This window comes from Pedobacter sp. 01N310, from assembly GCF_056399805.1.
Genome location: NZ_JBFTSB010000001.1, coordinates 334,262 through 348,532, shown reverse-complemented (window position 1 = coordinate 348,532; position 14,271 = coordinate 334,262). Strand labels below are relative to the sequence as shown.

Sequence of the window (14,271 nt, the reverse complement as noted above, 5' to 3'; positions counted from 1 at the left end):
AGATTTGGGATATGAGACAGGAGATGTGAGACATAAAATTTGAGTCGAGATACAATCTCAAATCTCACTTCTAAAATCTAGTGTCTCACATCTAATTAATACGCTCTTGCAAACAGTACCCTTTGGATGGATGGTTTTCCTGAATAAATACAAACGCCATCTTCTAATTTATTATCTAAAGGAATACAACGAATGGTTGCTTTTGTTTCTTCTTTTATCTTTTGCTCAGTTTCTGGTGTTCCATCCCAATGCGCTGAAATAAAACCAGCTTTGGTATCCAACAATTCCTGAAACTCTTCGTAACTATTGGCTGCTGTAATATGCTCATCGCGATAAGCCAAAGCTTTGTTGAACATGCTTTGCTGAATATCTTCCAATAGTTTGATGATGTAAATATCCAATCCTTCCTGAGGTACAGTTTGTTTCACCTTGGTATCTCTACGGGCAATTTCTACTGTTTTATTTTCTAAATCGCGGCCACCAATAGCAATACGGATTGGCACACCTTTCAACTCATAATCAGCGAACTTAAATCCAGGGCGTTGTGTATCCCTGTCATCATATTTCACCGAAACGCCTAAACCTTTTAAACGCATGGTTAATTCATTAACATATGAAGAAATTCTCGCCAGATCCTCATCACCTTTATAAATCGGAACAATTACCACTTGTATTGGCGCTAATTTTGGTGGAATAATCAATCCAGAATCATCACTGTGTGCCATAATCAAAGCACCCATTAAACGTGTAGAAACACCCCATGAAGTAGCCCATACATGATCTAATTTCCCATCTTTACCAGTAAACTTAACATCAAAAGCTTTAGCAAAATTCTGGCCTAAAAAGTGAGATGTACCTGCTTGTAAAGCTTTGCCATCCTGCATTAAGGCCTCAATACAATAAGTATCTAAAGCACCCGCAAAGCGTTCATTCGGCGATTTACGGCCTCTGATTACCGGAACTGCCAACCAATTTTCGGCAAAATCGGCGTAAATATGTAACATACGTTCTGTTTCCTCAATCGCCTCTTCTGCTGTAGCATGTGCGGTATGTCCTTCCTGCCATAAAAATTCGGCTGTACGCAGAAATAACCTGGTACGCATTTCCCATCTTACCACATTCGCCCATTGATTGATCAATATTGGTAAATCACGGTACGATTGGATCCATCCTTTATAAGTATTCCAAATAATGGTTTCGGATGTAGGGCGAACAATTAATTCCTCCTCTAACTTAGCTGTTTCATCTACAACAATATTTCCGTTACCGTCATTCTTTAACCGGTAATGTGTTACAACCGCACATTCTGTCGCAAAGCCCTCAACGTGAGAAGCTTCCTTAGAGAAAAATGACTTTGGAATGAATAATGGAAAATAGGCATTTTGATGGCCTGTATCCTTAAACATTTTATCTAAAACAGCCTGCATTTTTTCCCATATAGCATAGCCATTTGGCTTTATAACCATACAACCACGCACGGCAGAATGCTCTGCTAAATCTGCTTTTAATACTATATCATTATACCACTGGGAATAATCTGCTTCTCTACTTGTAATTTCTTTGCTCATCTTATGTATTTGGAACGTAATTTGTATGTTAAAAAGTGTAAAATCCAACGGCAAATTTATAAATTTATGCCTACAAACGATTAACAAAATAATATCAATTATTTTATATCATTTTTTGACTAAATAAATAGTTAATAATTTTTACTTTTGAAACTTGTTTATTAAATTCGTGAACACACACAACTAAATATAAACACAATGAAACCAATTAAATTTTTACCCATTGTTATGATTGCCGCCGCAGGGTTGGTGGCATCATGCTCTACATCAAAACTGGCTCAAACTAAGCCAGCTGATGATGTTTATAATTCTGTGGCGAAAGCCAGGGAGGTTGAAATAGCACCTCAACCTCAGAACCGACAAGGCCAGCAATATCAGGCTCAGGGACAGGAGGAATATGATGAATATTACGGAACAAGTAATCCTTATTACGATATGGATTACTCATCTAGAATAAACCGTTTTTATAATGGTTACAGCTTTCAAGGCTATTACGACCCTTATTTTGACAATTATTACTATGGAAGCAGTTATGGCCCTTCAAACTACTTGGGTTATGGCCTGGGTTGGAACAGCGGATACGGTTTAGGGGGCTGGGGCGGCAGCTTTGGTTATGGCAGCATCTGGAGCAATCCCTTCTATTACGGTAATTTTGGCTACGGATGGAACAATCCTTATGGATGGAACTCTTGGGGACCTAACTCTTATTACGACCGTTATGGTTGGGGCGGTGGATACTACGGCGGAGGCTGGGGTATCGGCGGTGGATACTATGGTGGCGGTGTGTATACCAATAGAGGTTACAGCAGACCAAGACCTGGAAGTGACGATAGAGGCACGCCAAGATATGGAAACGGCAATGCCGGAAATGTGGGCAGACCGAGCAGATCTGGTGTTACAAATCCAAATGGTGTAGGTTATGCTCCAAATATTAATGCTGGAAGACCAAGCAGAAACCAAGGTAATGGCAGCTATGCACAACCTCAGGGCTCGCAAGCTGGCAGACCTACAAGGAATGATAATTATAGTCCTCAAGGTACACAAAGTAGCAGGCCTACCAGAAACGAAACCTATACTCCACCTACCAGAACCGAAAGCAGACCTAGTTATTCACCACCACCATCAAATGGCGGCGGAAATAGTGGCGGTGGTTCAACCGGCGGCGGCGGTGGTGGCGGTTCAAGACCATCAAGAGCAGGAAGAGGTTAATTTAAATTTAAACACACAACATGAAAAAATATATTTTAGCTTCACTAGTAGCTACAGTAGCTGCTATAGGAACAACGTACGCCCAAAGTTACGCCCCTGATGCATTCCGCTTTTCTCAAACCAATTATGGTAGTTCTGCTCGATTTAAGGGAATGGGCGGTGCGCAAATTGGGGTTGGAGGTGATATTGGTTCAATTAATGCAAACCCCGCCGGATTGGGTTTATTTACCAAATCTGAGTTTAGTTTAACCCCTGAATTTAATTCTGTATCAAACAATAGCGCATACCTGGGCAATAATACCAAAGCTGATAAAAACCAGATTAATCTGAATAATATTGGCGTTGTATTTTACAGTCCAGCGGCAAGAATAAAGGGAGCTGATGTAAATAAAGGATTGGTAAGTACTGTATTCGGCTTAAGCTATACGAGAAATAACGATTTTTTAAATAACATCAGTTATAATGGAACCAATACCAACAGCTCCATAAGAGATTCATATGTAGATCAAGCAAATAATTTCGGAACCGACAATAGCGTGGCTGGCGATGCTTACAAAAGTTATTTAATTAATAAAAACACACCCACTTTTCCGAATCAATTTTCTGCAGAACCTTATAACAATGCAAATTTTAAACAAAACTGGGATGAGGCACGTTTAGGTTCAACTTCTGAATTTAACGTAGCAGGTGCCCTTAATTTTGGCAATAAGGTATACATTGGTGCAACAGCAAGTTTTGTTAATGTAAAATACACCAGCGATGCTACTTTTACGGAATCCGGCATTGTTAACTCATATAATGATGGTGACGTTGTACCAACATATAACGGAAACGAAAATTACAACCTTACCCACTTTAGAAACCAGGAAACTAAAGGCGGCGGTTTTAATTTAAAATTGGGTGCTATTTTCAGGCCGATAAACGAATTAAGGATCGGTTTGAATTTCCAAACACCAACCTGGATGAATATTGAAGATAATACCAGCGAGACTTTACAGGCAACTACTGCGGGTAATGCTTCTACAGCACCAAACAAATCAAATAACCCTACCCAATACTATTCTTTCAGTTACAACTTACGCACGCCGTTAAAAGCATCTGCAGGTATCAGCTATGTAATTGCTGGTACAGCATTAATCTCAGCTGATGTTGATTATGTAGATTATGCCTCAATGCGTTTTTCTGATTCTAATGGCTCTGATCTTTCAACAATCAATAGCAACAATGCTTTTATCAAAGAATCTTATAAAGAAGCGGTTAACTACAGAGTTGGTGCAGAAGTAAAAGTGACTAACGAAATTAGCTTAAGAGCTGGTTACGGGGTAAACGGAAATGGTGTTAAAGGTGGCGACAATAAATTTTATCAGGGTCAATACTACACCGGTGGAATTGGATACCGCATAGATAACTATTATTTCGATTTAGCGTATCAGAACTACAAAACAAACTTCAGTTCAAGTCCGTATTTATTAGATGATTACAGCGAGCCTGTTGCAGATGTTAAAAGCAATAGAAACAACGTATTCTTAACCTTTGGGGTAAGATTTTAGTAACAACTTGTCTTACAAATTAAGAAGCGCCAGTTTTCTACTAGAGAATTGGCGCTTTTTTTTACCATAAAATTTTACCATAAAAAAGGATACCCAATCGGGTATCCTCAACATGATCAACTAACCAGCACTTATTTAATTAACATCCCACCATAACCTATCGGTAATTTTAGCCTTTTGTTGCGGCTGTGGGTTTGCTGTAATTTCGGTATTTGGGTAAAGTACCCTTCTTGGAATTTCAGAGAGTGCATTTTTAACTTTGGTTAAAGCCGGGAATCCGGTACGGCGCCAATCTGTATAATTTTCAGCATTAAGAAAGTTTGCAACCGACTTTTCTTCCATAATTAAACGGAGCGCATTTGTACTGTTGAGTGTCCCCCGCGAAGCAATATAGGTATCCATATCAGTTGTGCTCACCCCTACCTTAGTCATGTGCTGTTTGATGCCATCCTGATAAAAAGGTTGTGCAGCTGCAAAACCCGATATCACCAGCGTGGCTTCGGCTTTTATAAATAATGCCTCGGTATAATTTACCAGATAATTATTGGCATTGGCACCCGCGTAAAAATCGGCAGGGATTGAGTAAGCCTCCAGACTTCCAATTTCGTCTAAACCGATCTGCCGGCCAGTATATAAACCGGTTTGTTTGGCGGGTTTAACCATTTTGCTTAATCTTGGATCGTTTCTGGTAGTAAAAGCATCAACAAAGGTGTTGGCAAGTACAAATGTAGTACCTGGTAAAAAATTCTGTTGCCATGGATTTTCGGCCCCTGCTGCACCACTGAAAGCAATTTTAGCATCATCATCGTTGCTCTGCATACCATTAGTTAGTGCAGTCAAAGCCAGCTGTGCCTGCGCAGAAGCTGTATTTCCAGGCGCTTTACTCAGGTGCATGTAATAACGTGCTTTTAACGTGTAGGCGAGTTTTTTCCATTTGGTCATATCACCTGAGTACATCAGATCGTCACTGCCAGGTGTCAAACCGGCATTGCGACCGATATCTATAATCCCATCATCTAACAAGCGCTGTATCTGGGTATATATTTGTTGCTGGGTATCGTAAGTAGGATTGGCTACATCAATTCCCTTGAAAGCCTGACTATAGGGGATATCTCCCCATGCATCGGTTGCGTAGCCCAAAGTATACGCAGTGAGTATTTTAGAAATCGCAGTATAATTAAAATTGCCGTTTGCAGCTGCTTTTACATTTAGGAGGCCTAGGTTGTTCAGCGTGCGCACGTATACGTTGCTCCAATCGCCGTCCATATCAATATTGTACATCTGATAAGTACCAAAATTTGGGGCTACCTGGTTCAGTGCCATTACCTGTAGGTATTGCTGTAGCACTACACTTAAATTCCCATCGCCTGATGCATTGATATTCTGCGAAATCAGCATTTGTATAGGTGGTAACATGAGCGATTCTTTAACATCAATCGGTCTGTTGGGGTCATAGTTAACATCTATGTATTTTTTGCACCCGGCAAAAGCCATCATAAATGCAAAACTTAAAATGAAATATATCTTTTTCATGTTGATTCTTTTTTATGTATTGGGCCTATAATGTTAATTTTAAACTGAAATCTACCGAGCGGGATGTTGGGGTTGAGAAGGAATAAATCCCTTGAGATCCGTTTGAAGAACCAAAAGAACTTACTTCTGGATCGCCACCTGTAAAGTGTGGTGCATATATCCATAAATTTCTACCCGTAACCTGCAAACCAATAGTTTTGAAAGGCGTTTTTTGCAGCCATGTTGGCTTTAGGTTATAGCCCATGCTAACATTTCTCAATTTTACATAAGTACCATCTTGGATAACGGATTCCAATACACCATTAGCTCGTTGATAATAGGCTTGTCCTGAAACAGACACCGTATTGGGCAAACCTGTAGTCGCATTTACACCTTCAACAATACGTGGACCACGGTCTTCGGTAACTTTTGGTGTACCATAGAAATATCCGTAACCATCAACATTGTTTTGAATATCGCCTCCCTTTTTCATGTCAAAGGAGAAACTCAAAGTAAACTGCTTATACTTGAAATTATTAACAATACCGCCCATCCAATCCGGATTGATATCGCCGATTATGCCTTGTTCGTCTGCAGCAAATGGTAACCCATCATTACCGATTAATAGTTTCCCTTCACTGTTTCTGGCATAACGGGTACCATAAATTACCCCATATGGCTGGTTTGGAAAAACAGTGGTAAACCCGTTGCCAACCTGTTTCAGTTCCTTGTAAATCGAAAAGACCTTATTTCTGATCCTGCTATAATTCAGGGTCAAATCCCAGCTAAAATTCTCCGTTTTTATGGGTTTTGCATTTAAAAGCAGCTCGACACCCCTGTTACGCATTAAGGCTGTATTTACACTGGTAGTGTTAAAGCCGCTTGATGGTGCCAGTGCTACGGTGGGAATGATCCCGTTTTTTGTCTTTTTATAGAAATAGGTAACCTCCAGGCTTAAACGGTTTTTAAAGAAACCTGTTTCTAAACCAATTTCAAATTCGTTGATCCGCTCATTTTTTAAGTTCGGATCGCTTAGGTTTTGACTGATCAAAAAGCCCGACTGCCCCTGATAGGGAAAGGCAATGTTTCTTACCGTCTGTGATTCGTATGGGGTAAGGAGGTTGTATGGCCCAATGCTCGCATTCCCCACTGTGCTGTAGGATAATCTTAATTTTCCGAAGCTCATGACATCAGAAAGTTCTTTCGAAAAGAAATTGGAAAAGATAAAACTCGTAGCAGCAGAGCCATAAGGATAAAAACTGTTGTTTTTGGACAGTACCGAAGTTCCGTCGTATCTTCCTGTAAGAGAGAGGATTAAAAACTTTTTATAATCTATATTAGACTGTAAATAGAATCCTATTTTTCTGGAGAGATAACTTGTTTCTGTAAATTGCACGGTTGATGTAGATCCGATGTTACCAAATCCCGGAACAGTTATGCCTAGTCCGTTGGCATTGCCAATTTCACTATAGGTTGATAATATGTTGTTACCCAATAGTGCATCGATGGTAAAATCGCCAAAACTTTTGTTGGCACCGATGATCAGGTCATTATTATATTGCCTGAAATTGCTATTTCTGTTTACAATCCGGCCATTAGGGTTCGAAACCGAGAGTAACGATTCATGATATTTGCCCTGTTCAACATAAACATCGGCACCAAAACGCTCAGTAATGGTTAACCAGTTTAAGGGTTTATAATCGGCTGTAAATGTCGGTAGAAAACGGTTCACAACTGATGTATTACTGATATTATCTAATACCCAGTAAGGATTATTACGCGAGAAACGGTATAAACGCTGACTTCCATCAGGGTTTACCGAAGGCTGCAGGTTGTAAGAAACTGGGGCAGAAAAAATGGTCCACACTGGACTTTCCAAGGCATAACCTTCAGGTAACCGACGGTTTTTGGTATTGGCGTAATTTAAAGAGAACGTAACATTCAGATCTTTAATAATTTGCGTGGTGAATTTCCCAAAAACAGTATTTCGGTCGAAAGAAGTGGTAGGTACCGTTCCATCCTGAGCAAAATTGGTATACGATATAAAATAAGAGTTGTAAGCCCCACCTCCGTTTACGGCTACCGTGTTGGTATATGTTTTTCCGGTTTTAAAGAATAAATCAGACTGATCATATACCTGTGCAGGCTGGCCGTTAATTTTTAAGGTATCCATTCTTGCTCCCCACGATGTACTCGTTTTTTGGTTCACACCATCAAAATATACGCCATTTGAGCCAAGTGAATATTTATTCTGAATTTCTGGCAACAGTGGTTTCTCCATTGAAAAAGAAGAAGAAAAACTAATACCAGGCTTTTTATTCAGGCTGCCTGCTTTTGTAGTGATAATAATTACTCCTTTTGCACCATCAGATCCATATAGCGCTGTTGCTGCACCACCTTTTAACACATTAATGCTTTCAATAATATTAGGATCAAGATCGGCAATTCGGTTGGTACCGGGACCCGAGTTGAGGTTACCGGTTTCATCATTGTTAACCGGAATACCATCGATTACCATCAAAGCTTCATTGTTGCCATAAAGAGAATTAGCACCCCTAATTACAATACGCGATGAACTCCCTGGAGTGCCCGACGAACTTGTAATTTGCACACCAGAAACTTTACCTGCCAATGCATTTACCAGGTTAGGCTCTTTTGTCTGGGTCAATTGCTCGCCTTTTACCTCTTGAGAACTATAGGTGAGGTTACGTTTTTCCCGCTTTACACCTAATGCAGTTACTACAATCTCATTCAGGCTTTGCTGGTCTTCACTTAATGTTATGGTTATGTTGCTTTGCCCGCTATAAGCAAATTCTTTGGTTGTATAACCAATTCCACTAAAAACCAGTGTAGCTGGATTTGCACTTTTAATTGAAAAAACCCCTTTCGCATCGGAAGAGGTGCCAATAGCGGTTCCTTTAACTTTTACCGATATGCCTGGGATTGGCAGCCCCGACGCATCTGTAATCTTGCCACCAATCAGCGACGTTTGACCATAAATCTGTATGCAACAGAGCATGGTCAAAATGAACAAAGTAATCTTTAATCTGGTCATTGTATTCAGTTTAGTTAGTAATATGACCAAAATTAGGTTTATAAGAAGCCAGATAGAACGATGATTTTAACACGTATTGCCCAAAAATTAACGCAAATGTTACAATCGTTGTAAATACGTTAATAAACTGTGATTTGTTTAACCGATCAAACAAAATTTTGAACCGCGGAGCAGATATTGAAGTAATTTGTTGGATGTTTAGGCTTTCCGCCCGCCAACTGATTGTTTGTCCGCACTAATCAGATTTTCAGCACCGGTTTGGGTTGGTTAAACTAAGCGATTGCAGGTACAAGTAGCACCCATAAAAAAGTAATTAGCCCAGAAGTTGAAAGCATGGCCTATGTATGCTTAAGAAACAATTTTTTATTTTAATTATTCAACTAAATTATTCCATACAGGCTTCCACCCTCTTGAGCCAAAACATCCAGCTTTTTTTCCACAGCCTCATCTTTGATCAATTCAGGTGCGTGGTGGAGCTTTTTCCTTGCGTCAATAATCAACGAACCTTTACAGCCCCAATGTTTATTAATGGTAAAATCGTTAATACCATAAATATCAGCTGCCGGGTTGCTCCTTGTAAAAGCTACCCAAACCAAGTTCTCAATATTGGCAGCCGTAAATTCTGCATCATCAGCCAATATAATTAAAGGTAAGCCTGATAAATCCTGATCCATCATGGCCATATTCAATAAAGCAATTTCAGCAGCTGTTTTCTCGGGATTTAAATATTTGTTGCTTTCTAAAACCAAAACCCCTGGAATGGCTATTTTCGGCAGATAAAATCCATCGCACAATTTCAGTCCTTCAGGAATCTTATTCCAAAGTTCACGCTGCTTATCTCCTGCTGCAGCAATTACTGCCTTCGATCCGCTGTTTAGTCCATCACCGCTATAATCAAGTGTATCAATTGTAGTATTGGTATAAAAATGAACATCCCTCGTTAAATCGATCCGTTCTAAAATATGGGTAAGAAATGCTTCAATATGGTGCGTACTTAAATGCTGATCATCTTCTTTGGCTGCAATAAACAGGTATTTAGCCAGACTCAATTGGTTTTTTCCCAGTATATGGTTCGCTATGGTTAATATTTCCTGAGGCCTGCGCGCTTTTAAATATGGGGTATAACGCTCACTGCCGATGGCAAAGAGCAAAGGGTGAACGCCAGCCGCATCAACCGCATGAACTTCTTTTAAACCATGTATTTCCTGTGGTATGGCCGAGCCTGTAATTTCATGGATCAAAGCCCCGAAACTGGTATCCTCCTGTGGCGGACGACCAACAACCGTAAACGACCAAATGGCATCCTTTTTATGATATACGTTGTGCACTTTCATCAAAGGAAAAGGATGCGTTAAACTGTAATACCCCAAATGATCGCCAAAAGGCCCTTCTGGCTTATTTTCATTTGGGTAAACCGTTCCGGTAATAATAAAATCGGCATCTGCAGAAATGCAAAAACCTTCATCATCATAAAAATAACGGAAACGCCTATCGCCCAATGCACCTGCAAATGTCATTTCCGATAATCCTTCCGGTAAAGGCATCACTGCTGCTAAAGGATGTGATGGAGGTCCGCCAACAAAAATGCTCACTTTTAAGGGTTGGCCTAGTGCATTGGCTTTAGACTGATGTACGCCAATCCCCCTATGGATCTGATAGTGCAACCCGATCTCCTGATCCTGGATATAATCGTTCCCACCCAATTGGATGCGATACATGCCTAAATTTGCATTTAAAACGCCTGGTTTATCTATATCTTCAGTATAAACCTGCGGCATGGTAACAAAAGGGCCACCGTCCATAGGCCAGTTTACAATTTGTGGTAACTGACCAATACTTGTTTTTAAAAATTTGCTTTTTGCAGAAGGTGTTTTAAGTGGCAAGGCCGATAAAGCCGACATTGCTGAACCCGCATATTTAAATGGATTTTTTAATGCTTTTATCGGATCATTCCTTAACGATACCAGCTGTTGTACTTTTGGTAAAGTATCTCTAAAAATAAATTTCGATCGCTCTAATGTACCAAACAAGTTTGAAACAGCAGGAAAAGGACTTCCCTTAACTTTTTCGAATAGTATTGCTGGTCCTTTATTTTCGTAAACCCTTAAATGGATGGCTGCCATTTCTAAATAGGGATCTACTTCTTCTTTTATTCTGATTAAATGACCGTGCTTTTCGAGATCGGATACACATTCTGCTAAACTTTTGTATGCCATGCCCAAAGATAAATAATTAGATTTTCTCCGAAACAAAAAAGCCTCATATAAGCAGATTTTACAATAAAGCTACTTACATAAGGCTTTTAACCACCTAAATTATATTATTTCTTTCCTGCGAAAGAGCGCAACATCCAGGTATTTTTCTCTTTAAACTGCATAAAACGGTTAACCATATCGTTAGAACCATCGTCTCCGGCCGCATCTGTAGCTTCTAAAAGTCCTCTTTCCAATTCGATCAATGCAGCCATATCATCTAAGATGGCATCAACCATATCAAGATCTTTAAGGCCAATGGTATCAATTTCTTTAATTTGAGATTCTTTTATATAATCGGCAAAACGGCTATGCGGTGCTTTACCCAAGGTTAATACACGCTCGGCTATCTCATCAATAGTTAATTGTGCATTGGTATATAATTCTTCAAACTTAACATGTAAAGTAAAAAAGTTCTGACCTTTAATATTCCAGTGGCAACCTCTTAGTTTTTGATAATGAATATGATAATTAGCCAAATAATCGTTTAAAAGATCTACAACTGGTTTAACTTCTTTTTCGTTTAAGCTTATTTCTTTAGCGTCCATTTTTTTATTATTTATGATGTTTTTGATGTCTACGTAACAACCCAAATTTATAAAAGTTTTGCTCAATTTTGTCTTTTGAACAATACGTTATTTATTAGATCGTTTAATATTCAATATTATAGGGAACAACAATTTTACAAACATTTGTTAATGAATGGCATATCGATATTAAGCTATTAAAGTCATCTTATTTTTACTTAAAAACGAATAGCTGAACATAGACTGGTTAACAATATTATTCGTATAATTGCTCCCTTTGACTTAGAAATTTACATAAAATAAATGCATAAAATATATTTATCTGCTGTAGTGTTATTTGCCTTAAACATTGCAAATGCCAAAGCCAACACAGCAAGAGACTCTATCGGTGTAGAAAATAATAAAGGCAAAAAACTGATCGTTCATCAAACTGTAGCAAAAGACACTTATTATTCAATAGGAAGAAGGTATAATGTTTCTCCTAAAGAGATTATGGCCTTTAATGACAATAAATATCTTCAGGTTGGGGTAATCATTAAAGTACCAACAAATATTCCTTTTACCGTAACAGGATCAGTTAACAGCACACAAAATCAAAGCGCTTCTACTGGCAATATAATAGAGCATACCATCAAGCCAAAAGAAAACTTAAACATGCTCGCCGAAAAATATGGCACAACCATTAATGAGATTAAAGCTTTAAACAATCTTAGCAGCAGCAATTTAAGTATCGGTCAGGTTTTAAAAATCCCTGCTAAAAATGGAGAACAAACTGCAACAGCTCCTCCGGTAACGCCACCAGCGAAAAACAATACAGAAACGCTTCAAGCCAATGCATCATCTGCTGATCAAACCATGATCGAGCATACTGTTGCGCCTAAGGAGTTTTTAGGCAAAATAGCCGAGAAATACGGCACTACTGTTGAAGAAGTAAAAAAAGCCAACAATCTTTCAGGAAATAACTTGCGTATCGGTCAGAAACTTAAAATTCCGGCAACTAAAAACATTGATGAGAACAAAGTAGTATCTGCTGCTGAAGAAAAACCTGTTCAGGAGAACAAATCTACAGATGCGGCCGGCACACATACTGTTTTAAGGAACGAAACTATTTTCACCATCGCTAAACAATACGGCATTACCGCTTACCAGATTAGAAAACTGAACGATTTGCCTGATAACGCCATTACCATTGGACAGGTTTTAAAAGTACCGGGAGGGATTATTACAGATGTTCAGGTTCCGAAAGAAAAACAAGCTGAAGCAAAAGTTAAAGAGGTAGAAGCAAAAGTTAAAGAAGCACAAGCAACTAAAGAAGAAAGTTTTATTCATACCGTTGCTACTGGAGAAAACATTTTTACCATTGCTAAAAAATACAATTTAACGGCTTATCAGATCAGAACAGCAAATAAACTGGAAGACAACGCAATTAAAGTTGATCAGAAACTGATTATTCCTAAACCGCCACAACCTAAATCGGTTAATGATTTATCGAAAGAAGAGCAGGAAAACGAACCAGATAGCACCATGGTTAAAGACCCTAAACTTCGCCGCGACCCGAGCGTATATGGTTTAAGTCAGATCGAAGAAAAAGGAACCGCAGTTTGGATTGCAGATCAGGACCTGGACGGAACAAAAATGTTGGTTTTACACCGTACCGCACCTGTGGGCAGGGTAATTAAGATTACCAACCCAATGACCAACCGCACTACCTTTGCCAAAGTTGTTGGTAAATTTACGGAGAACGAATCCACAAAAGATGTTATAATTGTAATGACTAAAGCTGTAGCCGATTCATTGGGCGCTTTAGACAAACGTTTTTTCTGCAATTTAACATATAGTGCTCAATGAGTTTAAACAAAAAGCCATTTATAATTGGTATTGCCGGTGGTAGCGGATCTGGTAAAACATTTTTCTTAAACTGTTTTCTTCACCATTTTAAACAGGATGAAGTAACACTCGTATCGCAAGATGACTATTATATCCCAGCGGGCGAGATGACGCAGGAAGAAAACAAGTTATACAACTTCGACCTCCCTTCTACCATTGATAGCGAACAGTTTTTAAGAGACATTAAGCAGTTAATGACTGGCGAGGTTGTTTATAAAAAAGAATACAACTTCAATAACCCACTCGCCGTTGTTAAAATTTTGGAGATTAAATCGGCACCAATCATTATTGTAGAAGGTCTTTTTATTCTCCACTTTAAAGAAATTGCCGCACTGCTGGATCATACCATCTTTGTTGATGCAGATGAACAGGTAGCTTTAGATCGCCGTATAAAACGCGATGGCTTGGAACGTGGTTACCCTGAAGATGATGTATTGTACAAATGGCACAACCATGTAGTGCCAGCCTATAAAGAATATTTATTGCCGTATCGCGAACAATGTAATAAGGTAATAATGAATAACACCAATGAACCTGAAGAAATTATCGGTATCACCGAAGATATCTCTAACGATTTAAGAAACAGTATTTTAGTAGATATACAGTAAAAATATATCCAATATGAAAGAAGTCAAGTTTTTAAAAACTTGACTTCTTTTTTTTTGCGAGGAATCGTCATTCCCAACCTGATTGGGAACCACGAAGTGCTCA

Annotated in this window: 9 protein-coding genes; 4 read left to right on the top strand and 5 right to left on the bottom strand. The window is 39.0% G+C overall.

Annotated features, from left to right (window positions below):
* Positions 1–95 precede the first annotated feature (95 nt).
* Positions 96–1,568 (bottom strand): proline--tRNA ligase, encoded by a 1,473-nt coding sequence (proS, locus tag AC1DNH_RS01230; protein WP_230150509.1) that lies wholly within the window; start codon positions 1,566–1,568, stop codon positions 96–98.
* 198 nt (positions 1,569–1,766) lie between these two features.
* On the opposite strand from proS, the gene AC1DNH_RS01225 reads away from it, so the two are divergent.
* Both AC1DNH_RS01225 and AC1DNH_RS01220 read left to right on the top strand, forming a co-directional pair.
* The gene (locus AC1DNH_RS01225; RefSeq protein ID WP_477610272.1) at positions 1,767–2,777 is read left to right on the top strand and encodes a hypothetical protein; all 1,011 of its coding nucleotides are present in this window, start codon (positions 1,767–1,769) and stop codon (positions 2,775–2,777) included.
* 20 nt (positions 2,778–2,797) lie between these two features.
* The gene (locus AC1DNH_RS01220; protein ID WP_477585632.1) at positions 2,798–4,327 is read left to right on the top strand and encodes an OmpP1/FadL family transporter; all 1,530 of its coding nucleotides are present in this window, start codon (positions 2,798–2,800) and stop codon (positions 4,325–4,327) included.
* A 135-nt stretch (positions 4,328–4,462) separates the two neighbouring features.
* Here the strand turns inward: AC1DNH_RS01220 and AC1DNH_RS01215 are convergent, their stop codons facing one another.
* The 4 genes from AC1DNH_RS01215 to AC1DNH_RS01200 all read right to left on the bottom strand — a co-directional run bounded on the left by AC1DNH_RS01215 (position 4,463) and on the right by AC1DNH_RS01200 (position 11,694).
* Positions 4,463–5,860 carry a SusD/RagB family nutrient-binding outer membrane lipoprotein gene (locus tag AC1DNH_RS01215; RefSeq protein WP_477584324.1) on the bottom strand — a complete coding sequence of 466 codons (1,398 nt, stop codon included), beginning with the start codon at positions 5,858–5,860 and terminating at the stop codon, positions 4,463–4,465.
* A 25-nt stretch (positions 5,861–5,885) separates the two neighbouring features.
* A complete protein-coding gene (locus tag AC1DNH_RS01210; protein WP_477584326.1) occupies positions 5,886–8,894 on the bottom strand; it encodes a SusC/RagA family TonB-linked outer membrane protein in 3,009 nt (1,002 codons plus the stop codon).
* 380 nt (positions 8,895–9,274) lie between these two features.
* Positions 9,275–11,110: a UbiD family decarboxylase gene (locus AC1DNH_RS01205; RefSeq protein WP_477585308.1), complete on the bottom strand. Its 1,836-nt coding sequence runs from the start codon at positions 11,108–11,110 to the stop codon at positions 9,275–9,277.
* Between the two features lie 104 nt (positions 11,111–11,214).
* Positions 11,215–11,694, bottom strand: coding sequence for a Dps family protein (locus AC1DNH_RS01200; protein ID WP_477585309.1), 480 nt, complete (start codon positions 11,692–11,694; stop codon positions 11,215–11,217).
* 282 nt (positions 11,695–11,976) lie between these two features.
* On the opposite strand from AC1DNH_RS01200, the gene AC1DNH_RS01195 reads away from it, so the two are divergent.
* On the top strand, positions 11,977–13,521 hold the full coding sequence (locus AC1DNH_RS01195) for a muramidase family protein (RefSeq protein WP_477625087.1): 1,545 nt from the start codon (positions 11,977–11,979) through the stop codon (positions 13,519–13,521).
* Positions 13,518–14,168: a uridine kinase family protein gene (locus AC1DNH_RS01190; protein WP_477625086.1), complete on the top strand. Its 651-nt coding sequence runs from the start codon at positions 13,518–13,520 to the stop codon at positions 14,166–14,168. Before AC1DNH_RS01195 ends, AC1DNH_RS01190 begins: the two co-directional genes overlap by 4 nt.
* The last annotated feature ends 103 nt before the right edge of the window (positions 14,169–14,271 follow it).